The sequence below is a fragment of the Staphylococcus caledonicus genome, from assembly GCF_016238465.1.
In the GTDB taxonomy this organism is placed as follows: domain Bacteria; phylum Bacillota; class Bacilli; order Staphylococcales; family Staphylococcaceae; genus Staphylococcus; species Staphylococcus caledonicus.
Genome location: NZ_JABTXV010000001.1, coordinates 546,235 through 570,433, shown reverse-complemented (window position 1 = coordinate 570,433; position 24,199 = coordinate 546,235). Strand labels below are relative to the sequence as shown.

Genomic DNA, 24,199 nt, shown 5'->3' with positions numbered 1-24,199 from the left:
ACCTTTCAAAGTCACTTCAGTGTGTTTTTTTATTATTTTAATAAAGACAAAAGCGACCGAAACGTTTTATTTAAACGTGCCGATCGCTTTTATTTATAATCTATTTAATTATTCAGCTTTTTCGATTTCAATTAATAAATCCCCTGTAGCAATAGCCTCACCATTTGTTACAGTAACCTTTTTAATCGTACCATTAAATGGTGCTTGAATAGTTGTTTCCATTTTCATAGCTTCAGTAATAAGCAACGGTTGATTTACTTTAACTTCGTCTCCTACAGCTACTTTAACCTCAGTGACAGAACCAGGCATTTGCGCCCCAATATGACTTGGGTTTGTTTTATCAGCTTTTGGTTTAATATTGGCATTTGTTTTTACATTTTCATCTTTAATAGTAATACGGCGAGCCTGACCATTCATTACATAATAGATAGTTCGATTGCCGTTCTCATCAGCTTCACTAATTGTTTCTAGTTTAATAATCAAACGTTTACCAGTATCAATTTCTATTTCTACTGTTTCTCCATTACGCATACCGAAGAAGAATGTTGGAGTATCGAATAATGATAAATCACCATATTGTTGCTTAGTTTGAATATATTGATCAAACACTTTTGGATATAGTACATAACTAATGATATCTTGTTCAGTTACTTCTCCATAGTCTTTTTCAACCAACTCTTGGCGAATTGCATCAAAATCTACTGGCTCTAGATATTCACCTGGACGTTCTGTTAAAGGACGTTGCCCTTTTAAAATAACGTCTTGTAATTGTTTATTAAATCCATTAACAGGTTGGCCTATATCTCCTTTAAAGCAAGAGACTACAGATTCAGGGAAATCGAGTTTATGGCCTTGTTCGATAACCGCTTTTTCATCTAAATCATTTTGGACCATGTAAAGTGCCATATCGCCTACAACTTTAGATGAAGGCGTTACTTTTACAATATCTCCAAATAAGAAGTTTACACGACGGTACATATCTTTGACTTCGTTAAAACGTGTGCCTAAGCCTAAACTTTTAGCCTGTTGTCCTAAATTAGAATATTGTCCACCAGGCATTTCGTGTTGATAAATCTCAGTATTAGGAGATTTAATATCACTTTCAAAGTCATTGTAATATGGACGTACATTACCCCAATAGTGACTAAGTTCTTCAAGGCCTTCTATATCCGTACGCATATTACGTTCGAAACCATTGAGAGCATAATATAGAGAATTCGCACTTGGTTGACTTGTTAAACCACTCATTGACGCTACTGCTGTATCAATAATATCTACGCCAGCATCAATTGCCTCTTTATAAATTAACAATCCATTTCCACTTGTATCGTGAGTATGAAGATGAATTGGTAAATCTACTGCCGCTTTCAATTCACCTACTAATTCATATGCCGCTTTCGGTTTTAAGAGTCCAGCCATATCTTTAATTGCTAAAATGTGGAATCCTTCTCTTTCAAGTTCTTTGGCTAGCTTCACATAATAATCTAATGTAAAGACGTTTGAACGTTCAGGATTTAAGATATCTCCTGTATAACAAATCGCCCCTTCAGAAATTTTTCCAGCATTTTGAACCGCTTCATTGGCTACTTTCATTTGATCTATCCAGTTTAATGAGTCGAAAATACGAAAAACATCTACTCCTGCGTCGGCGCTTTCTTTAACAAACTTCTCAATAACGTTATCTGCATAATTTTTATAACCAACTGCATTTGAAGCACGCAATAACATTTGGAATAATACATTTGGAATGGCTTTACGTAACTTTTCTAATCTTTCCCATGGATTTTCTTTCAAGAAGTTATAAGCTACATCAAACGTTGCGCCGCCCCACATTTCGAGTGAAAAGCTATCTTTAAACACTTCGGCAGTTTTTGAAGCAATATTCATCATATCTTTTGTACGTACACGTGTCGCCAATAATGATTGATGCGCATCTCGGAACGTTGTATCAGTGACTAAAACGTCTTGTTGTTCTCGAACCCATTTGGCAACTGCTTGTGGCCCTTGATTATCTAATAATTGCTTAGTACCACTTAAAGATTGAATTTTACTGCTAGATACTTGAGGGATAGAGGTCGTTTCATAATCCGGTTTTTCACGTTTTTCAACATTAGGGAAACCGTTAATTGTCACGTTTCCAATATATTCAAGTGTTTTAGTACCACGGTCAAGTGTTGGAGCGATATCAAATAGTTCAGGTGTTTCTTCTATGAATTTCGTTGTATAATCGCCACTACGGAACTTATCATTACGCATAACATTAACTAAAAATGGAATATTTGTTTTTACACCACGAATTCGCATTTCACGTAGTGAGCGTTCCATTTTTTCTTCTGCTTGTTTAAACGTAACCGCATGCGTAGATAATTTTACTAAAAGAGAATCGTAATAAGGTGAGATTTCCGCACCTTGGAATCCATCACCAGCATCTAAACGCACTCCAAAGCCACCACTTGAACGGTATGCAATGATAGTACCTGAATCAGGCATAAAATCATTAGTTGGATCTTCAGTTGTAATACGACATTGAATTGCATATCCTAATGATTGAACATCTTCTTGTTTTGGCATCTCAATACGTTCATCAAATAAATTAGCTCCATCTGCCACTAAAATTTGAGTTTTGACGATATCAATTCCAGTAATCATTTCAGTAATTGTATGTTCTACTTGGACACGTGGATTTACTTCAATAAAGAAAAACTCATCCCCAGATACTAAGAATTCTACAGTACCCGCGTTGACGTATTTAATGTCATGCATCAATTGTAATGCGGCATCACAAATACGTTCTCTTAAATCACTAGATAATCCAACTGAAGGTGCAACTTCTACTACTTTTTGATGACGTCGTTGTACAGAACAGTCACGTTCATATAAATGTACGATATTACCATATTCATCACCGATAATTTGAACTTCAATGTGCTTTGGATTATCAATATATCTTTCAATATAAACTTCACTATTACCAAATGATTTTTCAGCTTCTGATTTAGCTCTGTAGAAGGCATCTTCTAATTCGCTTTCTTGGCGCACAATACGCATACCTTTACCGCCGCCACCACTTGTCGCTTTAATCATTAGTGGGAATCCAGCCTCATGAGCGAATGTTTTAGCAGCTTCATAACTTTCGATAGGACCATCTGTACCAGGAATTACTGGTAAATTAGCTTTGATAGCAGTTGTTCTAGCTTTTACTTTATCTCCAAACATGTCTAAATGTTCTAAGTGAGGACCAATAAATTTAATGCCTTCTTCTTCGCATCGTTGCGCAAAATGTTCATTCTCACTTAAGAAACCATAGCCTGGATGTATCGCATCAACACCTGCACGCTTAGCTACCTCAATAATACGTTCAATATTTAAGTAACTTTCCGCAGGTCCTAAATCTTTTCCTACTAAGTACGATTCATCTGCTTTATATCGATGTAATGAATTTTTATCCTCATTAGAATAAATCGCTACTGTTTGTATATTTAATTCCGTTGCCGCTCTGAAAATTCTAATCGCAATTTCACCGCGATTGGCTACTAATAACTTTTTGATGTGTTTCAAAGAAGGACCCCCTTTTAAAGTTTGAAAATTCTAACTAATTAAATAATAAAATTTTATCTTAAATAAATTTAGAAAGCTATAATTTTTTTATATCAATTAACCATATAATAATCATAAGTCATGAATTTTAAGTGCCTTCTTGATTAAACTACTACACTATAATCATTATTAAATGTTATTGATAACAATAACTTTATATTATCATTTGTAGTAATATCACGCTACTTAAATAAAACATTTTCTACAAATTTCACAAAAATGATAAAAAACCTTTACAAGAATTAGGATGTGCTAACTAACTCTTATAAAGGTTTACGTTCTATACTTAATTAAATTGTCTAGGAATATCAACTTTTTGCTTTTTAGCTTTTTTCATTTTTCGTTCGTCCATTTTAATTTGTTTACCAACTAACAGTAATAATCCCATAGCAATGCTCAAACTTAACATTGAGGAACCACCGAAACTAATAAACGGTAACGGCACCCCTGTTAATGGAATCGTCGCTGAGATACCACCTAAATTAACAAACGTTTGGCTACCGATATAACTCGCTACACCAATACATATTAATTTGTAAAAATACGAAGGTGTTTTAGTCGCTAGCACAAATGCGCGATAGACGATGAAAAATAATAAACAAATAACGAACAAGCCACCAATAAGACCTAGTTCTTCACATATTACTGCGAAAATAAAGTCTGTATGGGCTTCTGGTAAATAACCAAGTTTCATAATTCCATTACCTAAACCACGTCCAAACAATCCACCATTACCAATTGCAATAAGGGAGTTAGATAAATGGTAACCTGTCCCTGCTTCTGAACTAAATGGATTCATAAGCGTACTAAAACGTGCTTTTAAATAATGTGGCATCATACCACTTATAATGAAGAATCCTACAACCAGTAATAAACCTAATATTACAAAAAGGACAGGCCCTTTTACTAATTTCTGGACACCGATTCCTGCATAGATAAACATTGATACTATTATTATAGTAATAAGTAACGTCTGACCAATATCACCTTGTAAGAGTACTAAGCCCAAACAAATTGCCACTAAGATTAATGGCATGGTAATTAGTTTTAAATCTGTTCTTACTTGAGGCAATTTTTTACTTAATACATAAGATATGTATAGTATAAATGCAATCTTCAATAACTCTGAAGCCTGTAAATTCATGAAACCTAAGCTAATCCAACTCTTTGATCCGTTAATATTTTTACCAACTACCAACGTCAAACATAGAACTATAAACGTAATACCCATAATCCACATTTGTACTTTTACTTGTTTGAGTATCTTTATATTCATCATAAAAGCAATAAAGAATACTACAATAAAACTCATAATCACGTACATAAGTTGTCTATTGTAGAAATGGGTACCTGCCACTTCTAATCCACCTGTTAAAGTCCCTTTCGTGGCTGCAACCATACTCGCGCTATATACCATGACTAAACCAATTAGACATAAAATCACATATGTAATTAATAATGGATAATCGATAAACTTAGACGCTCTACCTATGTATCGAAATATATTTTTTAAGTTATTCATAAAAATGATCATCCAATTCTAAAATTTTAAGAAAACTATGTTTATTGAAATTACTTTTTATATTAAAATTCTGTCTAAACTATTATATACTTTGCACTTATTGTTTCACAAATATAAATGTAACTTTATTGATTTGCAATCACTTTTTAAGATTAGTATTTTTTAAAATTATGAAATACACCGATCACACAATCAATTCTATAAACGATCGTCATACTAGTTCATTAATGTTCAATGCGATTAGATAATGTTGGAAAATGACGCATTCCCTAACCTATATGACAAACAATCACTGCCAAATTTAAAACAGTCCAGAACATTAATCACATGTTCCAGACTGACTTTAGCTTGTTATATTGTATGTAAATACACACAAGTTTTAATAATATATAAACGTAAATAGCAAATTGTTGCTAATATATTTAATTAAAATAAATTACACATTTGTAAATGCTTCATGCAATTTAGAAAGTTCTTTTTCTAAACGAAGCATTAAGTTTTTGCCATCTTCTTTATCTACTAAACCAAGTTTCACCGCAAAATCTACTTCTTTTTGTAAACCAAACATTTGTGTGTCGAGAACTTCTTCATATAATGGGCAAGATGGTAACGTTAAATTATCCATTTGAACTTTAATTAAATGTAAGATTCTATCAGCATCTTGATTTAATTGTTCGTAAGCCACATTATTAATATTCGATTGCTTCGGCATCACATACTCCCCCTATCATTAAATATCTGCATATCAAAAGTTTATCTTACTACCTTTTAAAAAGCAAGTTTATTCAGTGAATAGCATATTTTAAATATGATAAAATAATGAATAGAACGAAATTAGGGAGTGGGACACAATGATTCAAATCAAAGGAGCCGTTAAGTTTCCTATCACTTTAGATAGTACGACTTGGATTTTCGATGACAGAAAAGTAAAAATTGAAGACATTGAAAGCGGTGTATTCGACGGCACAAAACCAGTAAATTTTGAAGATAACCGTGAGTGGAATAGAGCAATTTTAGAAGGACAAACTAGCCCACCTACATTAAATTCAGAAATAAAATATCGTAAACGTTCAGTGTTAGAAGATTCATTTGCGATCAATATGACACCTTTCTTTAAAAATGCTGAACCATATGAGACTGCAACTACAATTAGATTATTTAATGATAATGACTCAATTGAAATTCCAATTGAATTATTACCATACTTATTCTTCCAATTCGCCAAAGATGGTAAACGATTATATGATGATAACTCAGTAGATAGTTTTATTTATAATCCTGAGTCTCAAAGTTATAGTCACGAGTTTAAGTACGTAACCCATATAGAGGTGATTTAGTTTGCGTGAAGTGCAATGTATTATTTGCGATACAAAGGTGTTAATTGATGAAAATACTGTTGAAGCTAAACGTCTTCGCAATAATCCTATTAAGACCTTTATGTGTGACGATTGTAAAAGTCGTTTAGATACTCCAAAACAACGCAACTATCAAGAGTTATCTTCTGAGAACTCATACGATAAAAATTAATAGTTATTATAAAATATGATTATATAGCCAAAGGGCCTTAAATGATTTATTAATGAAATCATTTAAGGCCCTTTGATTTTAATTTACGCTAAACGATATTATTCGTCTTGCATCATTTGTTTAACACGTTTTGCTTCTTTTTCACGTGCAGATTTGTTTAAGATTTTCTTTCTTAAACGAATGCTTTGAGGTGTTACCTCTACTAATTCATCATCATTTACATACTCTAGCGCTTCTTCTAAAGTAAGAATTCTAGGACGGTTCATAGTTTGTGTTTGGTCTTTAGTTGCTGAACGCACGTTTGTTTGATGTTTCGCTTTTGTGATGTTGACTGTTAAATCATTTTCACGATTATGTTCACCAACAATCATACCTTCATAAACTTCAGTACCTGGTTCCATGAAGTTAACGCCACGGTCTTCTAAGTTAATGATAGCGTATGCTGTTGCTTGGCCTTGGTCCATAGAAATTAAGGCACCGTTACGACGACCACCAATTTGTGCTTTTACGCGAGGTCTGAACTCTTCAAATGTATGGTTGATAATACCATAACCACGTGTCATAGACATGAATTCAGTAGTATAACCGATCATACCACGTGCTGGAACCATAAAGATTAAACGAGTTAAACCATTATCAGTTGTAATCATGTCTAACATTTCACCTTTACGTGCACCTAATGATTCAATGACTGCACCAGCATTTTCAGATGGTACTTCACATTGTACACGTTCAAATGGTTCACTTAAGACGCCATCAATTTCACGTAAGATAACTTGAGGTTTAGAGACTTGAAGTTCGAAACCTTCACGTCTCATATTCTCGATTAAAATAGATAAATGTAATTCACCACGGCCTGCTACGATCCATGTATCTGGAGAATCAGTTGGTGTAACTTTTAATGATACATCAGTTTCAAGTTGTTGATCTAAACGTTCTTGAATTTGACGTGCAGTTACATAGTCACCTTCACGACCAGCGAATGGTGAGTTATTGACTTTAAATGTCATTTCAAGTGTTGGTTCGTCAATACGTAATACAGGTAATGCTTCTTGATTATCTGTAGGTGTAACTGTTTCACCAACATTGATATCTTCCATTCCTGATACTGCAATTAAGTCGCCAGCTTGTGCTTCTTCAATTTCTTCTCGTTTTAAACCAAAGTAACCAAAGATTTTAGTTACACGGAAGTTTTTAACTGTGCCGTCCAATTTAATAAGTGACACGTTGTCTCCTACACGCATTTTACCTCTGAATACACGGCCGATACCAATACGTCCAACATAGTCGTTATAGTCTAATAACGCTACTTGGAATTGTAATGGTTCATCATGGTTATCAATTGGTGCTGGTACGTAATCAATAATTGTTTCATATAATGATTGCATGTTCTCATCTTGTTTATCAGCATCAAGACTTGCTGTACCGTTAACGGCTGATGCATAAACTACTGGGAAGTCTAATTGTTCATCATTTGCTTCTAATTCGATGAATAAATCTAATACTTCATCTACTACACCTTCTGGTCTAGCAGCTGGTTTATCAATTTTGTTTACAACTACAACAGGTTTTAAATTTTGTTCAAGTGCTTTTTTAAGAACAAAACGTGTTTGTGGCATCGTGCCTTCGTATGCATCTACTACAAGAACAACGCCGTCTACCATTTTCATGATACGTTCTACTTCGCCACCGAAGTCAGCATGTCCTGGTGTATCCAAGATGTTAATTCTTGTACCTTTATAGTTAACCGCAGTATTTTTTGCAAGAATTGTAATACCACGTTCTCTTTCTAAATCGTTAGAGTCCATTGCTCTCTCATCAACATGTTCATTTTCTCTGAAAATACCAGATTGTTTAAGCAATTCGTCAACTAGCGTAGTTTTACCATGGTCGACGTGAGCAATAATTGCAATATTACGTACATCTTCTCTTATATTAGTCATTTTATAAATATCCTTTCTCGAATAAACTCCCACTTTTAATTACAACTTTTTTATTATATCATATTATTAAGCAAAGATAATAAAAAGGTGGGGTTTGGGATGGAAAAACAAAAGTCTAAAGGCATATTTTGGGTGCTATCTATTATAGCAGTTATACTCTTAGTTTTATTTAGTTTCAGCGTTGGAGCTGGTAGTATTCCAATGATGATTTTAACATTTATACTTTTCATTGCAACATTTGGCGCTGGATTCACGCTTAAAAAGAAATATCGTGAAAACAACTGGCTTTAATAAATATAATTAATAAGAGTCTCAGTAGTCCTTTTCTTGGGAATATAATTTTCCAAAGAATTGTCGACTTACTGAGACTTTTTTTATTTTCTAAAGCGTTGATGTAACTCGGTTAATACATCGCTGTGAGGCTTGAGATAGTTTTGAAGTATTTCTTGATGGACTTGTTTATTACCAATAATGACTGAGTTGGCGCTCGCAATTGTTAACTTTTCACCTAACAAATTACTACTTACGCCCCCTACTTCATCTAAAATAATTAGACCACCAGCAAAATCCCACGGTTGTAAACGCGGCGTCATGTATGTGGCTAACTGCCCTTTGGCGACGCTAATAATTTCTAACGCAGCACTACCGTACGCTCTACAACTTCTAGATTGATTAACTATTTCTGAAAAAATCGGGCCAATTTTAGGTTTAGTTACCCAGTTAGGATTAATACCTATAAGACTTTGTTTTAATACTGTATTTTCAATAGGTTGTAGTGGATGCTTGTTTTCAAAGGCGCCTTCTCCTACCTTAGCGTGATACAGTACATCTTTCATAACATCATAAACGAGTCCTGCATAAGGTTGACCATCTCGATATATTCCAATTGAGATAGCAAAGTTTTCTTTTTGATGAACAAAGTTCAAAGTCCCATCGATAGGATCAACTACCCATACCACGCCGTCAATATTCTCGATGTGATGTCCATGGCCTTCTTCGCCAATCACTTGATGGTCCGGATAATTACGTAATATTGCATCATAAATATAGTTCTCAGTAGCTTTATCTACATTAGTCACTAAATCATTAGGGTTAGATTTAGTTTCAATATTTAATTCATCTTTCATCATCGTTCTAACTTTATTTCCCGCTTCTAATACTAAGCCTTTAGCAAAATCATATAATGACATATCATCATCTCCTGTTGCTTCCTATTATACAGAAATTTATTTATTACTATCCATACATTTTTGTATACCTTAATACGTTTTATTTAAACTCTTGTTGTATAAAATTCAGTTCTTCGCTTGAGCAATTTAATCTATGCTAAAATATACTTAACTTATTGTTCAGAAAAGGAGTGCCATAGATGACGCAATATACATTTAGTCCTAAGGATTTTGAAGCATTTGACGTTGAAGGATTAGACGCTCGAATGGAAGCTTTAAATAAATATGTACGACCTCAATTAAACCAATTAGGTGACTATTTTAGTGAATATTTCACTTCTCAAACTGGCGAAACATTTTATGCTCATGTTGCGAAACATGCGCGTAGAAGCGTTAATCCACCTATTGACACTTGGGTAGCATTTGCGCCAAACAAACGTGGTTACAAGATGTTGCCTCATTTTCAAATTGGATTGTTTAGAAATCAATTATTCTTAATGTACGGTGTCATGCACGAAGGTAAAGATAAAGCTGAGCGCGTTAAAACGTTTGATAAACATTTCGATGTACTTAGAAATTTACCTGAGGATTATCGCGTGAATTTAGACCATATGAAAGCTGAAAAACCATTTATTAAAGATTTCAGCGATGAAGAGTTACATCAAGCAATCGATCGTGTAAAAAATGTTAAAAAAGGAGAATTCTTTGTCGCTCGCGCCATTGAACCGACTGATGAGCGACTTAAAACCGACAAAGCTTTTCTTGCTTTTGTTAAAGAAACATTTGATGAATTCTTGAAATTCTATTAAATTCGATAAATACACTATTATCTCGAGGTTAGAATAGTAACGAGAAGCTAAGACATGAATAATTTACGCTTTGGGAAACGCATAAATCCTAGCGCGCTTTATAAAGTGTCTGGCTTCTTCTCTATCCTCGAGATTTTTTTATCTCTCATAATTTTTAGGTTGACCTAAATATTATTTTTGGTTAATATAAAAACATCAGAATTTAGGAGGTCCTTCATGAATTTAAAAGAGAATCAAACACATCTTAGTCTAGACGAAATTAACAACACTATTGATTTCAGCGGGGACAATAGCGCTAGGCAAAAATTTTTATCTTTTCTTGGCCCAGGGTTACTCGTTGCAGTGGGTTACATGGACCCAGGTAACTGGATTACCTCAATGCAAGGTGGGGCACAATTTGGCTACACGCTATTATTTGTCATTTTAGTTTCAAGTTTAGCAGCTATGTTACTTCAAAGTATGACTGTTCGATTAGGAATTGCTTCAGGTAATGACTTAGCTCAAATGACACGTCACTATTTGAATAAACCAGTTGCCATTGCATTTTGGATTATCGCCGAATTAGCAATTATCGCTACTGATATTGCAGAAGTTATAGGTAGCGCCATTGCATTAGATTTATTATTTAATATTCCACTTATTGTTGGTGCATTAATTACAGTATTTGACGTTTTCTTATTGCTGTTCATTATGAAATTTGGTTTCCGTAAGATTGAAGCCATCGTTGGTACATTAATCTTCACGGTACTTATTATTTTTATTTTTGAAGTTTTCATAGCTTCACCACACGTCGTTGATATTTTAAACGGCTTTGTGCCACATAAAGAGATTGTGACAAACCAAAGTATATTATATATTGCGTTAGGAATTATTGGTGCGACTATCATGCCTCATAATTTATACTTACATTCTTCGATTGTACAATCACGTAAATATAATCGTCAGAGTAATAAAGACAAAGCACAAGCAATTAAATATGCGACTATCGATTCAAATATTCAATTGAGTGTTGCTTTTGTTGTCAATTGCTTATTATTAGTACTTGGAGCAGCATTATTCTACGGAGCAAATGCAGATACACTAGGCGGATTCTATGATTTATACCATGCATTGAAAACTCAGCCTATACTGGGTGTGGTACTAGGTAGTATTATGAGTACATTATTTGCAGTGGCCTTATTAGCTTCAGGACAAAACTCAACTATTACCGGTACTTTGGCTGGTCAAATTGTGATGGAAGGATTTTTAAAACTATCTATTCCTAATTGGATGCGTCGCCTTATCACACGTGGTTTGGCAGTTATTCCAGTGTTAGTATGTCTTGTGATTTTCCATGGTAATGAAGCTAAAATCGAGCAATTACTCGTTTTTTCTCAAGTATTTTTAAGCATTGCATTACCATTTTCTTTAATTCCATTACAATTGGCTACAAGTAATAAACATATTATGGGTCCTTTTTATAATAAAACTTGGATTAATATTTGTTCTTGGAGTTTAATTGTAATACTAAGCTTATTAAATATTTATTTAATCGTTGAGACTTTTGAAGAATTCTTCGCATAAAATTTTTACTAAAAAAGCACATCCACATGTTAGATAACTAAGAGTGTCTAACTTTTGGATGTGCTTTAATTATTTCAAAATTCCCCTTATTTCATACTAATAAATGTAAGGGTCATCTTTCTTACGATCATTATATTCTTTCTCAGGGCGCCATTCAGTCTGGTTATCATCTCTTTTAGAACTTGGTTGCTTTCTACCAGGTCCTTTTTTCACAAAAAGCAAGATAGCTGCAACAAACCATAGTACGCCAGCTATTAAACTCATATTAAATATGCCTACTAATGCAGCTACAATTAATAAGCAACCTGCTAAAATAGGTCTACCTTTTATAACTAATGTTCCCATAATGCCTAAAATAGTTGAAAATACTAATGTCCCAATTGAAAACATCATTGCGAAATTAATCATTTCAGGCGTTACGTTTACATCCTGATTGCCAAATTGTTTCATCAATTGGTTATACTGTTCCGTATTATTTCCATTCTTAACTATCAAGAAAGATATCAATGACATCGCTAAATAGATGAGGCTTAAACCGTTAGCAACCCACGCTAATATTAACTCTACCTTCCTATTCATTTCTGTACCCTCCAATTTCTTCTTACTTAAATCATACTAAAAAAATGAATAAATTTCGACTTAGTATAAATCATAATACTCAACATACATTAGTTCATCATACAAAAAACAGGATATAGATGCCGAGTATGAACATACACACATCTATATCCTATTGCTTACTTATTATTCATTTTTGTCGTCATCATGTTCTGAGTTAACTTCTGGTTGTTCATCATCTTTATTTAAGATTTGTTTACGCTCTTCATAATTCATACGTCTTTGACTAACTGCACTAGGTTGGTTTTTACGACGTTCTTTCATTCGTTGATTATAAGCTTTACGTTTTTCTTTCTTTTTAGCTTTAATTTCAGCTTTTTCTTTTTTACGTTGTGCTTTTTCTTCTTTTTTATCAACCTTAGGCTCAGTTTCAACTACATCATCCGCAAAATCGCCTGACTCATCATATTGAGGTTTTCTGTTAGATTTTTGCTTATATTTAGCTTGTCTAGACAGTACTTCATTAGACTCTTCATCTGGAGTTTGAGATTGATACTCACCAGTTACTGCACGTTTTGGATACTGATTATATCTATCTTCCTCGGTTTCAGGCGCTCTCTCTTCTTCATTAAAATGACTGTGTTGATCTTCTTCGTGGTGAATATCACGTGTATCGTAATCTATCTCATCATTATAATAAGGTTGTTTACGACGAGTTCGACGTTCTGATTTTTTAGTTTTACGAGGCGGTTCGTCATAGTCTTCTTCATAATCATCATAGTCTTCATAACCATCACGATCATATCTATCGTCATCATAATAACGAGAATCACGGTCATACTCGTCTCTTGGATAATAAGGTGGTTGATAGCCATAAGCCGGTACCGTTTCAACCTTACTCTTTCTGACAAGCATCATGATTGCAATGATAAAGAAGAAAATCGGAATAATTAATGTCACAAATAATAATACTAGTGGCAATGTAATAACCGATGCAACTAAAAATAAAATTCCTGACAAGATTCTCATATTCATAGAAATAAGCGCTAAAAATGAAATCAATAGACATACTATAAAGTATACAATAACTGCCCATACACCATTTTGTAGCCAAATAACAAATTGTGTAGTATTCAAACTATTATTCGTTAAAATTTGTTGAATGAGTTCATTGTTATTCATTGAATTTTCAAGATTTTGAATTGAAGTATCATTACTAAATGATACAAGCGCAATAAACATTGTAATAATCGTCAATAATAATAAGAAAATCCAACTAAACCAACCTAAAAGTTTTTCAGTCAGACGGCTCACAGGCCGTTTGATTTGCGTGTACCGTTCTCCTGACATTTATTACAACTCCTTAATTAACTGTCAAATTATTATATCTAATCCATTATAAAATAACTACCATTTATAGTCTATTTTAAAGACATTTTAAAGTTTAAGAAACTTTCGTTATATTCTCCTAATGTTTCCTGTCCTAAATCTTTATATACTTCTAGTCGATTTTGTTCTTTCTTAGTTGGGTAAAAACGATGATCATTTCTGACTTCTTCAGGTAATAATTGACGTGCTACTTTATTCGGGGTAGCATAGCCCACCCATTCAGTATTTTGCTTATTATTTTTAGCATCTAGTAAGAAGTTCATAAATTTATATGCACCTTCTTTGTTTTGCGCAGTTTTAGGAATAACCATGTTATCGAACCATAAATTAGAACCTTCTTTAGGAATTACGTAATTATACTTATCACTATCTTGTACTAATGGTGCCGCAACACCACTCCATACTACTGCGATATTACCTTCATTCTGTTCAAGCATCATCGTTACTTCATCACCCACAACTCCCTTAACTTGAGGTGTAAGATGATGTAAATCTTTTTCCGCTTCTTTAATATGAGCCGGATGCTTATCATTTAAACTATACCCTAATTTATTAAGTGCTAGTCCTATGACTTCACGTGCGCCATCTACGAGTAAAATATCATTTTTAAATTTTGGTTGATATAAATCGCTCCAACTATCAAACTTTTCATTTGGATAAGCCTTTTGGTTATACAATATACCAACTGTTCCAAAAAAGTAAGGTAGAGAATATTTATTATGAGGGTCATATGCCATATTCATATAATCTTTATCTAAATTTTTTATGTTTGGAATTTTACTATGATCTAATGGTTCTAATAAATCTTCTCTTTTTAATTTTTGCACTGTATATTCACTTGGAAAAGCAACATCATAATGGGTGCCGCCATTTTTGATTTTAGCTTCCATCGCTTCATTTGAATCGAACGTTTCATATACAACTTGGATGCCCGTTTCTCGTTCAAACTGTTTGATTAAATCAGGGTCGATATATTCACCCCAGTTATAGACATAAATCTTTTCACCAGTCTGAGTATTGTCTTGAGATTTAAACCATTGACTAATCCCTAAACATAGTACGCCTACAACAATGGCGCCAATAATTAATTGTAAAAATTGCTTCATTGTTGTACACCTCTCTTAGAAATCTGGCGACGTTTAACTATGCGTTGTATGGCATAATATCCGATAATTCCTATTACGATGGCACCGAATAAAATCGTCGAAATAGCATTAATTTCCATGCTTATTCCTTTACGTGCCATAGCGTACACTTCTACTGACAACACACTAAAGCCATTGCCGGTTACAAAAAAGCTAACTGTAAAATCATCTAATGAATATGTTAATGCCATAAAGAATCCGCCAATAATTGCTGGCATTAAATTAGGAATAAGTACACGTCCCAATAATTGAGATTCTGTTGCACCTAAGTCGCGTGCAACATTTAAAATATTATGATTCATTTCATATAACTGTGGTAACACTACAATCACTACAATTGGTATACAGAAAGCGATATGTGAGGCTAAAACTGTACCAAATCCTAAGCCCATGCCTGTAATATGTCCTAGGGCAGTAAACATGATTAGGAATGATGCCCCAATAACAACATCTGAAGACACCATGAGCACATTATTTAGTGTTAACAATGTTAATTTAAATTTTTTATTTCTTAAATAATATAGAGATATAGCACCAAATGTGCCAATGATTGTTGAAATCGCTGCTGCTAATAACGCTAAAGCGATGGTATTAAAAATGACAGACATCAAACGATCATTTTGAAATAAACTTTGATAGTGTTCTAATGTAAAATGTTCAAAATGAATCATATTTCCCGCTGAATTAAATGAATAAAACATAAGGAAGAATATTGGAACATATAGAATCATTAATAGTATTCCAATATAGAGCTTTCCATACCACTTCACTTAATTCACCTTCTTTCGTCTGTTGATTTAGATTTAGTAATAATTAAAATAAACGCCATAAACACGATTAAGAAAATGGCAATCGTTGAACCCATACCATAGTTTTGAATAACTAAAAATTGTTCTTCAATGGATGTACCAATATTAATAATTTTATTTCCAGCGATTAAACGAGTAATCATAAAGAGTGAGAGTGCTGGAATGAAAGTGACCTGAATCCCTGTCATTACGCCTTCTTTCGTCAAAGGCATAATTATCTTTCTAAAAGTAGTAAATGGACTAGCTCCTAAATCACTTGAAGCTTGTAGCAAGTTATTAGGAATCGCCTTCATACTGTTAAATATTGGGAGAATCATAAATGGGATGTAAATATAGCTTGCCACCACTAAAAACGCTCCGGGAGTGAATAACATATTAGCAGAAGGCATGTGCAAGAAATTAAGAACCTTATTAATCATACCTTCATGGCTTAAAATACCTATAAAGGCATAGGTTTTTAACAATAAATTAATCCATGTCGGAATAATAAGAATAAGTAACCACAAATTTTGGTTTTTCGACGAACGAATAAAATATGCAGCTGGATAACTAATCGCCAATGTTATTATTGTAATTAACGCAGCATAAAAAATAGAATCCCACATCATCTTTAAATACTTCAGCGATAAGACTTGTTCATAATTAGTGAAACTAAAATGCCCATCTAAGTCGGTAAACGAGAAATAGATAAGTAAGATAACTGGAATAATAATAAACAAAACCATCCATAAAATATATGGGATTAATAAAATTTTATTTATATTACGCATTTTCTAACTCCTCATAACTTTCAATACGTTTATCGAATTCTTCTTCTGTTTCTCCAGGAACCATAATATGAATAGCTTCAGGATCGAAAAATAATCCGACCTCACTACCTACTTCGGCTTTTTTAGTACTTTGGATGACCCACTCATAACCTTTTCTATCTATACAACAAATTTCATAATGCACGCCTCTAAATAACATTGAATCAACAGTCGCTTTGAATAGTCCTTTTTTAGCTTCAATTAATGAAATATCTTCTGGTCTAATAACGACCTCAACATTTTTGCCTGAAGGAATGCCGGCATCAACACATTCAAAATCTTGCCCATAAATATTCACTACAAAGTCTTCGACCATTTTACCTTCAACAATATTAGATTCTCCTATAAAGTCTGCCACAAAACGGTTAACGGGCTCGTCATAAATATCTGTTGGTGTTCCAAATTGTTGAATTTTACCGTCTTTCATTACAAAGATATAGTCACTCAATGCTAAAGCTTCTTCTTGGTCATGGGTAACAAATATAAACGTAATACCCAATCTTTTTTGTAATTCACGTAATTCATACTGCATTTCAGTACGAAGTTTTAAATCTAAGGCTGATAAGGATTCATCTAACAGAAGGATTTCAGGTTCATTAACGATAGCTCGAGCGATAGCCACACGTTGTTTTTGACCACCACTCATTTCACTAATATGACGCTGCTCATATCCTGAAAGTTTTACTAATCTTAACGCCTCTTTTACCTTTCGCTCTACTTCAGCTTTAGATTGCTTTTTCAGTTTCAAACCAAAAGCTATATTGTCATACACATTTAAATGAGGAAAAAGTGCATAATCTTGAAAGACCGTGTTTACCTTACGTTTATTAGGTGGTAAATCACCGATTGCTTTATTCAAGTAAATGATTTCCCCATCATCGAGTTGTTCAAATCCAGCAATTAACTTCAAAATTGTTGTTTTACCGCAACCTGAAGGTCCAAGTAATGTATAAAAGTGTCCTGATTCTATTTCTAAGTCCATATGATCTAAAATAGTTACATCATCGTAACCTTTAGTCACACTTTTAAATGATAACAATGGTTCCATTACATTTACTCCTTTATAAATATGATGCTGTAGCAACAATTAATATTTTCACTTCATTAGATGTTTCATTATGTAGTTGATGAATTTCGTTAGCTCTAAAATATAAAACATCTTCTTCATTTGCCTGATATTGTTCTTTGCCAAGTGTTAACGTTACACAGCCTTCTAAACAATATATGAAAGTATCTGATTCCGAAGGTTCAAAATGTTTGTATGAGGCCCCTGGTTTCAACGAAAGAATAAGTGGTTCCATTTCGAATTCATTTGAATTAATCACTAACCAATTTAATATGTATCCTCTATCATACTCATCATATGTAGTTCTATCTTCTTTTGTATATAACACTTTTTCTTTAGACTTTTCCTTGAAAAAATCACTTGGTGACGTGCCTAGTACTTTTAATATATTTAAAAATGTTTCCATACTAGGTGAGGCATGTTGACTTTCAATTTGCGAAATATACCCCTTTGACAAATCTGTGCGTTCGGCTAACTCTTCTTGCGTTAAGTTCTTTTGACGTCTTAAATTACGTAATTTACTACCTATTTGCATAATTAACCACCTAAAAAAGCTGTATCTTGTTTAGTAATATTAAACATTTTGTTTAATGCTTAATAAAAATAACAAAATACAGCTGTAACTTCAATAGATATCAACAAATTATTTAAAATAAATATTTTTTAGTATTTAAAATCTTACTTACTGTGCACTAAAAGTTTCTTTTTCAGGATTTTTCTTAATTTCTTGAACGACTTTATAACTATTGTAGCCACTTATATCTTCGAATTCTTTAAATAATTGTTTCTCTTCAGCTTTGCCTGGGACAATCTCTTTAAAGCGTTTGTATTTGGTCATGACTTGAGAACCTTTTACAGACTTTTCATAATAATTTTCAATTGTATTAAAAAAAGCTATCACATCGACCATTTCTTCATTTGTCCAATCTAAATCTAGTGGATATTGGTATTCCATTTTGACCTCCATTAAGTTGAATTTATTTCTTTAATATTGCCCGATTTCACAAAATAAAACCAAAAAAGAGTGGAACTAAGTTCAAAATGAACATATAGTCCCACCCTTAATGGATGTTGAGTTGTACTTAAAGCGTAATAACTTTAAGTGCAACTAACAATATGATTAGTAGTCTAAATGACTAGTTATTACATAGTGTGAATTGGTAAGCCGATTGCTTTTTCAGCAGCTTCCATAGACATTTCACCTAAAGTTGGGTGAGCATGTACAGTTAATGCGATATCTTCAGCGTTCATACCTGATTCAATAGCTAAACCTAATTCAGAAATAATGTCAGATGCACCATTACCAGCTACTTGAGCACCGATAAGTGTGTTGTCTTCTTTTAATGTGATAAGTTTAACGAAACCAGTAGTATCGTCTAATGATAACGCACGGCCGTTAGCTGCATAAGGGAATTTAGAAGCTTTGAATTCTAAACCTTCTTCTTTCGCTTGTGCTTCAGTGTAACCAACTTGAGCTAATTCTGGTTCAGTGAAACATACAGCAGGCATACCAATGTAATCAACTTCAGAAGCTTGTCCTGCAATTGCTTCAGCAGCAACTTTAGCTTCGTAGCTTGCTTTGTGAGCAAGTGGTAAGCCAGGAACGATATCACCAATTGCATAGATGTTGTTAACAGAAGTACGGCTTTGTTTGTCTACTTCTAATAATCCACGATCAGCGAATTTAAGACCTAATTCTTCTAAGCCTAATTCGTCTGTATTTGGACGACGACCAACAGTTACTAATACGTAGTCAGCATCGATAGTTTGTTCTTCACCTTTTGCTTCGTAAGTAACTTTAACACCATTTTCAGTTTCTTCGGCATTTTTAGCCATAGCTTCAGTAATAATGTTAACGCCTTTATCTTTCATGCCTTTTTTAACTGGTTGAACCATTTGTTTTTCGAAACCGCCAAGAATTTCTTTAGCGCCTTCTAAAATTGTAACTTCTGAACCGAAGTTAGCAAATGCAGTACCAAGTTCAGACCCAATGTAACCGCCGCCTACAACGACTAATTTACCTGGAACTTCTTGTAAGTTTAACGCGCCAGTTGAATCGATAACACGTTTACCAAATTCGAAGTTAGGAATTTCAATTGGTCTAGAACCAGTTGCGATAATAGCGTTTTTGAAGTTATAAGTTTGAGCACTTTTTTCGTCCATAACACGTAAGCTGTTATTGTCTACGAAGTATGCTTCACCTTTAACGATTTCAACTTTATTACCTTTTAATAAGCCTTCAACACCACCAGTTAATTTGTTAACAACTGATTGTTTGAATTCTTGAACTTTGTCAAATTTAAGTGATACGCTTTCAGCGATAACACCTAAATTTTCAGAGTGTTGAGCTTCAACAAAGCGATGTGAAGCGTGTAATAATGCTTTTGATGGAATACAACCAACGTTTAAGCATACACCGCCTAAGTTACCTTTCTCTACGATTGTAACTTTTTGTCCTAATTGTGCTGCACGAATTGCTGCAACGTATCCGCCAGGACCTGCTCCGATAACAATAGTATCTGTTTCAATTGGGAAATCTCCAACTACCATGTTTTACCCCTCCATTAATAATAATTCTGGATTATTTAATAAGCGTTTAATGTGATTCATAGCGTTTTGACCAGTAGCTCCATCGATTTGTCTGTGGTCAAAGCTTAATGATAATGCTAATACTGGAGCTGCTACAATTTCACCGTCTTTAACGATAGGTTTTTGAGCAATACGGCCAATACCTAAGATAGCTACTTCTGGGTGGTTGATAACTGGAGTGAACCATTGTCCACCAGCTGAACCGATATTACTGATTGTGCATGTAGCACCTTTCATTTCGTCAGATGTTAATTTACCGTCACGAGCTTTAACAGCTAATTCGTTAATTTCATCTGAAATTTGGAAGATAGATTTACGATCTGCATTTTTAACTACAGGTACTAATAAACCTCTATCAGTATCAGCAGCGATACCAATGTTCCAATAGTGTTTGTGTACGATTTCGCCAGCTTCTTCATTGAATGAAGTATTAAGTGCTGGGTATTTTTTAAGTGCAGAAACAAGTGCTTTAACAACATATGGTAAGAATGTTAATTTAGTACCTTGTTCAGCTGCAACTTCTTTGAATTTTTTACGGTGATTCCATAATTGTTGAACATCAATTTCGTCCATTAATGTTACGTGTGGAGCAGTGTGTTTAGAGTTAACCATTGCTTTCGCAATTGCTCTACGCATTGCTGGGATTTTTTCAGTTGTTTCAGGGTAGTCGCCTTCAGGAACTGATTGAGTTTGTGGTGCTGCTTCTTCAGTTGTTGAAGCTGACGCACTTTCATCAGAAGTAGATGCTACTTGAGCACCGCCACCATTGATATGGTTGTCGATATCTTCTTTAGTAATACGTCCATTTTTACCTGAACCAGCAACTGCTTTAATGTTGATGCCTTTTTCACGAGCATATTTACGAACAGATGGCATAGCTTTAATTTGTCTATTTTCATCTACTTCTTCGTCTTGAGAAGTTGATGCTGCAGGAGCTTCTTCAGCTTTAGCTTCTTCTTGAGCTGGTTCTTCTTTAGAAGAAGAATCGTCGCCGTGACTACCTTTAAATTCCATTTCTTCTGCATCAGGTGCATCGATTTTAACGATTACGTCACCTACAACTGCTACAGTACCTTCGTCAACTAAGACTTCTTCTACTGTACCACTAACAGGAGATGGGATTTCTACTACAGATTTATCATTTTGAACCTCTGCTAATACATCGTCTTCTTCAATTGTATCTCCGGATTTAACAAACCACTTTACAATTTCACCTTCGTGGATACCTTCACCAATGTCGGGTAATCTAAATTCAAATGCCACGTTCTTGTCCTCCTAAGATTTTCATATTAATCTATTTAAAATAAAAATTTATAACATAGAGCAAGGACAAAATAATGTGCAATGTCGATAAAACATTCAATTATTATGTCCTATGCCCTTTGTTTACACTTACTTATTCACACGTAGAGTAAAAAGTAAACATTTAGTTTAATATCTTTTAACTCTCGCATGTCAGCTTTTATCAAGCTGAGTTCTTTCTATTTCTACTATTAGAATTCTAAAGTAGCTTTAGCTTGTTCAATGATGTCGTTTTTGTTTGGTAACCAAACGTTTTCAGCTTGAGTGAATGGATATACTGTGTCAGAAGCAGCTACACGTGCGATTGGAGCTTCTAATGAAAGAATAGCACGTTCAGCTAATTCAGAAGCTACGTTAGCACCAACACCAGCTTGACGTTGAGCTTCTTGAACTACTACAGCACGACCAGTTTTTTCAACTGAAGCTACTAAAGTATCGATGTCGATTGGTTGAACAGTACGTAAGTCGATAACTTCTACTGAATAACCATCTTTTTCTAACTCTTCTGCAGCTTTTTCAGATTCTTGAACCATTGCGCCATAAGCGATTAAAGTAATGTCATTACCTTCTTTAGTCACTTTAGCTTTACCAAGTTCAATTGTGTATTCTTCTTCTGGAACTTCTTCACGGAATGAACGATACAATTTCATATGTTCTAAGAATACAACTGGATCATTTGATCTAATTGAAGAAAGTAATAAACCTTTAGCGTCATAAGGACCAGAAGGAATAACTACTTTGATACCTGGTGATTGAGCTAAGATACCTTCTAAGTTATCTGCGTGTAGTTCAGGAGTATGAACCCCACCACCAAATGGTGTACGAATAGTTACAGGTGCTACTTTAGAACCACCTGAACGGAAACGTGTACGAGCGATTTGACCAGCAACTTCGTCAAATACTTCGAATACGAAACCAAGGAATTGGATTTCCATTACTGGACGGAAACCTTCCACTGTTAAACCAAGAGCTAAACCGCCGATTCCTGATTCAGCTAATGGAGTATCGAATACACGGTCTTCACCGAATTCTTTTTGTAAACCTTCAGTAACACGGAATACACCGCCGTTAACACCAACGTCTTCACCGAAAACTAATACGTTTTCGTCATTTTGCAATTCAGTTTTAAGCGCATTGTTAATCGCTTGAACCATTGTCATTTGTGCCATGGCTTATTTCGACTCCTTCTCTTTGTAAATTTCATATTGTTCAGCTAAGTTTTGAGGCATTTCTTCATACATAATTTCCATTAAGTCAGTAACTGTTTGTTTAGGAGTACTGTCAGCCTCTTTAATAGCTTTCTTGATGTCGTCTTTTGCACGTTCGATAACTTCGTTTTCTTTATCTTCGCTCCATAATCCTTTGTTTTCTAAGAATTTTCTGAAACGAACTAATGGGTCTTTTTTCTCCCAATCAGCATCTTCATCAGAAGTTCTGTAACGAGTTGGGTCATCTCCAGCCATTGTATGTGGACCATAACGATAAGTCATAGTTTCGATTAATGTTGGACCTTCACCGTTAACAGCACGATCACGAGCTTCTTTTGTAGCTTGATATACAGCTAATGCATCCATACCATCAACTTGGATACCAGGGATACCTACTGCGATAGCTTTTTGAGATAAAGTAGTTGCTGCTGTTTGTTTACTACGTGGAGTTGAAATAGCATAGTTATTGTTTTGAATTACAAAGATTGCTGGTGCTTTATAAGCTGAAGCAAAGTTGATACCTTCATAGAAGTCACCTTGTGAAGAACCGCCGTCACCAGTATAAGTAATAGCAACTGCTTTTTTACCACGTTTTTTAATACCGAATGCTACACCAGCAGTTTGGATGTATTGTGCACCGATAATGATTTGTGGACTGAATGCGTTAACGCCTTCAGGGAATTGGTTACCTTTGAAGTGACCTCTTGAGAATAAGAAAGCGTCAGTTAAAGGTAAACCGTGCCAAATTATTTGTGGTACATCACGGTAACCAGGTAAGATAAAGTCTTCTTTTTCTAAAGCGTATTGTGAAGCTAATTGTGAAGCTTCTTGTCCTGCTGTTGGAGCGTAGAAACCTAAACGTCCTTGTCTGTTTAATGAGATTGAACGTTGGTCAAGAATACGTGTCCATACCATTCTTTCCATTAATTCTACTAGTTGTTCATCAGTTAAATCAGGTACTAAGTCTTCATTTACGACATTACCATCTTCGTCCAAAATTTGAACCATTTCAAATTTCGACTGCGTCTCGTTTAAAACTTTTACTGCATCGAATTGGGCTTGTAACTTAGGAGCCATTCAATTCACCATACCTTTCCCATATAATAGAAATTCATTTTATCCTCCCATAGTGTACCACAATTTTTTTGTACTGTTAAACATTTTGATAAAGTTCTGTATTACTAAAAAAAGATA

22 protein-coding genes are annotated in these 24,199 nt (G+C 34.1%); 5 read left to right on the top strand and 17 right to left on the bottom strand.

The features are described 5' to 3' along the window. Positions 1-108: 108 nt before the first annotated feature. The 3 genes from HS848_RS02860 to HS848_RS02850 all read right to left on the bottom strand — a co-directional run bounded on the left by HS848_RS02860 (position 109) and on the right by HS848_RS02850 (position 5,831). The gene (locus HS848_RS02860; RefSeq protein ID WP_198611190.1) at positions 109-3,558 is read right to left on the bottom strand and encodes a pyruvate carboxylase; all 3,450 of its coding nucleotides are present in this window, start codon (positions 3,556-3,558) and stop codon (positions 109-111) included. A gap of 325 nt (positions 3,559-3,883) precedes the next feature. Continuing rightward, a complete protein-coding gene (gene ftsW / locus HS848_RS02855; RefSeq protein WP_198611189.1) occupies positions 3,884-5,119 on the bottom strand; it encodes a cell division peptidoglycan polymerase FtsW in 1,236 nt (411 codons plus the stop codon). Positions 5,120-5,555: 436 nt separating this feature from the next. Beyond that, positions 5,556-5,831: a YlaN family protein gene (locus HS848_RS02850; RefSeq protein WP_107506812.1), complete on the bottom strand. Its 276-nt coding sequence runs from the start codon at positions 5,829-5,831 to the stop codon at positions 5,556-5,558. A 139-nt stretch (positions 5,832-5,970) separates the two neighbouring features. Here HS848_RS02850 and HS848_RS02845 point away from each other — a divergent pair, with 139 nt between their 5' ends. Then, the gene (locus tag HS848_RS02845; protein WP_107506813.1) at positions 5,971-6,456 is read left to right on the top strand and encodes a hypothetical protein; all 486 of its coding nucleotides are present in this window, start codon (positions 5,971-5,973) and stop codon (positions 6,454-6,456) included. 1 nt (position 6,457) lies between these two features. Continuing rightward, the gene (locus HS848_RS02840) at positions 6,458-6,646 is read left to right on the top strand and encodes a DUF2197 domain-containing protein (RefSeq protein ID WP_107506814.1); all 189 of its coding nucleotides are present in this window, start codon (positions 6,458-6,460) and stop codon (positions 6,644-6,646) included. A gap of 98 nt (positions 6,647-6,744) precedes the next feature. On the opposite strand, the gene typA is transcribed toward HS848_RS02840, so the two are convergent. Next, complete coding sequence (gene typA / locus HS848_RS02835; protein WP_107506815.1) at positions 6,745-8,589, bottom strand: translational GTPase TypA; 1,845 nt, start codon at positions 8,587-8,589, stop codon at positions 6,745-6,747. A gap of 99 nt (positions 8,590-8,688) precedes the next feature. Here typA and HS848_RS02830 point away from each other — a divergent pair, with 99 nt between their 5' ends. After that, positions 8,689-8,880, top strand: coding sequence for a DUF5325 family protein (locus tag HS848_RS02830; protein ID WP_103166719.1), 192 nt, complete (start codon positions 8,689-8,691; stop codon positions 8,878-8,880). A gap of 83 nt (positions 8,881-8,963) precedes the next feature. On the opposite strand, the gene HS848_RS02825 is transcribed toward HS848_RS02830, so the two are convergent. Next, positions 8,964-9,779, bottom strand: a complete 816-nt coding sequence (locus HS848_RS02825) for an inositol monophosphatase family protein (protein ID WP_198611188.1) — start codon at positions 9,777-9,779, stop codon at positions 8,964-8,966. A 179-nt stretch (positions 9,780-9,958) separates the two neighbouring features. On the opposite strand from HS848_RS02825, the gene HS848_RS02820 reads away from it, so the two are divergent. Both HS848_RS02820 and HS848_RS02815 read left to right on the top strand, forming a co-directional pair. Continuing rightward, positions 9,959-10,567 carry a YktB family protein gene (locus tag HS848_RS02820; RefSeq protein WP_107506817.1) on the top strand — a complete coding sequence of 203 codons (609 nt, stop codon included), beginning with the start codon at positions 9,959-9,961 and terminating at the stop codon, positions 10,565-10,567. Positions 10,568-10,783: 216 nt separating this feature from the next. Further along, positions 10,784-12,130 carry an Nramp family divalent metal transporter gene (locus HS848_RS02815; protein WP_198611187.1) on the top strand — a complete coding sequence of 449 codons (1,347 nt, stop codon included), beginning with the start codon at positions 10,784-10,786 and terminating at the stop codon, positions 12,128-12,130. Between the two features lie 96 nt (positions 12,131-12,226). On the opposite strand, the gene HS848_RS02810 is transcribed toward HS848_RS02815, so the two are convergent. The 12 genes from HS848_RS02810 to pdhA all read right to left on the bottom strand — a co-directional run bounded on the left by HS848_RS02810 (position 12,227) and on the right by pdhA (position 24,082). Further along, complete coding sequence (locus HS848_RS02810; protein WP_198611186.1) at positions 12,227-12,709, bottom strand: DUF4064 domain-containing protein; 483 nt, start codon at positions 12,707-12,709, stop codon at positions 12,227-12,229. A 165-nt stretch (positions 12,710-12,874) separates the two neighbouring features. Further along, positions 12,875-14,038 carry a lipoteichoic acid stability factor AuxB gene (gene auxB / locus HS848_RS02805; RefSeq protein WP_198611185.1) on the bottom strand — a complete coding sequence of 388 codons (1,164 nt, stop codon included), beginning with the start codon at positions 14,036-14,038 and terminating at the stop codon, positions 12,875-12,877. 71 nt (positions 14,039-14,109) lie between these two features. Continuing rightward, on the bottom strand, positions 14,110-15,183 hold the full coding sequence (locus tag HS848_RS02800; protein WP_198611184.1) for an ABC transporter substrate-binding protein: 1,074 nt from the start codon (positions 15,181-15,183) through the stop codon (positions 14,110-14,112). Continuing rightward, entirely contained in the window at positions 15,180-15,992 is an 813-nt protein-coding gene (locus HS848_RS02795; protein WP_198611183.1) for an ABC transporter permease, read from the bottom strand. Before HS848_RS02795 ends, HS848_RS02800 begins: the two co-directional genes overlap by 4 nt. Positions 15,993-15,997: 5 nt before the next feature. Beyond that, positions 15,998-16,801: an ABC transporter permease gene (locus tag HS848_RS02790; RefSeq protein ID WP_198611182.1), complete on the bottom strand. Its 804-nt coding sequence runs from the start codon at positions 16,799-16,801 to the stop codon at positions 15,998-16,000. Further along, positions 16,794-17,888 (bottom strand): ABC transporter ATP-binding protein, encoded by a 1,095-nt coding sequence (locus HS848_RS02785; RefSeq protein WP_198611181.1) that lies wholly within the window; start codon positions 17,886-17,888, stop codon positions 16,794-16,796. Before HS848_RS02785 ends, HS848_RS02790 begins: the two co-directional genes overlap by 8 nt. 13 nt (positions 17,889-17,901) lie before the next feature. Next, a complete protein-coding gene (locus tag HS848_RS02780) occupies positions 17,902-18,441 on the bottom strand; it encodes a helix-turn-helix domain-containing protein (protein WP_198611180.1) in 540 nt (179 codons plus the stop codon). A 147-nt stretch (positions 18,442-18,588) separates the two neighbouring features. Next, a complete protein-coding gene (locus HS848_RS02775; RefSeq protein WP_107506826.1) occupies positions 18,589-18,861 on the bottom strand; it encodes a UPF0223 family protein in 273 nt (90 codons plus the stop codon). 188 nt (positions 18,862-19,049) lie between these two features. Beyond that, a complete protein-coding gene (gene lpdA / locus HS848_RS02770) occupies positions 19,050-20,456 on the bottom strand; it encodes a dihydrolipoyl dehydrogenase (RefSeq protein ID WP_107506827.1) in 1,407 nt (468 codons plus the stop codon). Between the two features lie 3 nt (positions 20,457-20,459). Then, the gene (locus tag HS848_RS02765) at positions 20,460-21,758 is read right to left on the bottom strand and encodes a dihydrolipoamide acetyltransferase family protein (RefSeq protein ID WP_198611179.1); all 1,299 of its coding nucleotides are present in this window, start codon (positions 21,756-21,758) and stop codon (positions 20,460-20,462) included. A gap of 230 nt (positions 21,759-21,988) precedes the next feature. Beyond that, positions 21,989-22,966 (bottom strand): alpha-ketoacid dehydrogenase subunit beta, encoded by a 978-nt coding sequence (locus tag HS848_RS02760; protein ID WP_198611178.1) that lies wholly within the window; start codon positions 22,964-22,966, stop codon positions 21,989-21,991. 3 nt (positions 22,967-22,969) lie between these two features. Then, positions 22,970-24,082, bottom strand: coding sequence for a pyruvate dehydrogenase (acetyl-transferring) E1 component subunit alpha (gene pdhA, locus HS848_RS02755; protein ID WP_198611177.1), 1,113 nt, complete (start codon positions 24,080-24,082; stop codon positions 22,970-22,972). Positions 24,083-24,199: the final 117 nt, after the last annotated feature.

Excerpts from the sequence above, each read along its gene's own strand:
- lpdA (WP_107506827.1), bottom strand. The coding sequence starts at position 20,456 with ATGGTAGTTGGAGATTTCCCAATTGAAACAGATACTATTGTTATCGGA.
- HS848_RS02815 (WP_198611187.1), top strand. The coding sequence starts at position 10,784 with ATGAATTTAAAAGAGAATCAAACACATCTTAGTCTAGACGAAATTAAC.
- HS848_RS02850 (WP_107506812.1), bottom strand. The coding sequence starts at position 5,831 with ATGCCGAAGCAATCGAATATTAATAATGTGGCTTACGAACAATTAAAT.
- HS848_RS02830 (WP_103166719.1), top strand. The coding sequence starts at position 8,689 with ATGGAAAAACAAAAGTCTAAAGGCATATTTTGGGTGCTATCTATTATA.
- HS848_RS02800 (WP_198611184.1), bottom strand. The coding sequence starts at position 15,183 with ATGAAGCAATTTTTACAATTAATTATTGGCGCCATTGTTGTAGGCGTA.
- HS848_RS02760 (WP_198611178.1), bottom strand. The coding sequence starts at position 22,966 with ATGGCACAAATGACAATGGTTCAAGCGATTAACAATGCGCTTAAAACT.
- HS848_RS02785 (WP_198611181.1), bottom strand. The coding sequence starts at position 17,888 with ATGGAACCATTGTTATCATTTAAAAGTGTGACTAAAGGTTACGATGAT.
- HS848_RS02810 (WP_198611186.1), bottom strand. The coding sequence starts at position 12,709 with ATGAATAGGAAGGTAGAGTTAATATTAGCGTGGGTTGCTAACGGTTTA.
- HS848_RS02825 (WP_198611188.1), bottom strand. The coding sequence starts at position 9,779 with ATGTCATTATATGATTTTGCTAAAGGCTTAGTATTAGAAGCGGGAAAT.
- HS848_RS02845 (WP_107506813.1), top strand. The coding sequence starts at position 5,971 with ATGATTCAAATCAAAGGAGCCGTTAAGTTTCCTATCACTTTAGATAGT.
- ftsW (WP_198611189.1), bottom strand. The coding sequence starts at position 5,119 with ATGAATAACTTAAAAAATATATTTCGATACATAGGTAGAGCGTCTAAG.
- HS848_RS02775 (WP_107506826.1), bottom strand. The coding sequence starts at position 18,861 with ATGGAATACCAATATCCACTAGATTTAGATTGGACAAATGAAGAAATG.
- pdhA (WP_198611177.1), bottom strand. The coding sequence starts at position 24,082 with ATGGCTCCTAAGTTACAAGCCCAATTCGATGCAGTAAAAGTTTTAAAC.
- auxB (WP_198611185.1), bottom strand. The coding sequence starts at position 14,038 with ATGTCAGGAGAACGGTACACGCAAATCAAACGGCCTGTGAGCCGTCTG.
- HS848_RS02820 (WP_107506817.1), top strand. The coding sequence starts at position 9,959 with ATGACGCAATATACATTTAGTCCTAAGGATTTTGAAGCATTTGACGTT.
- HS848_RS02790 (WP_198611182.1), bottom strand. The coding sequence starts at position 16,801 with ATGCGTAATATAAATAAAATTTTATTAATCCCATATATTTTATGGATG.
- typA (WP_107506815.1), bottom strand. The coding sequence starts at position 8,589 with ATGACTAATATAAGAGAAGATGTACGTAATATTGCAATTATTGCTCAC.
- HS848_RS02780 (WP_198611180.1), bottom strand. The coding sequence starts at position 18,441 with ATGCAAATAGGTAGTAAATTACGTAATTTAAGACGTCAAAAGAACTTA.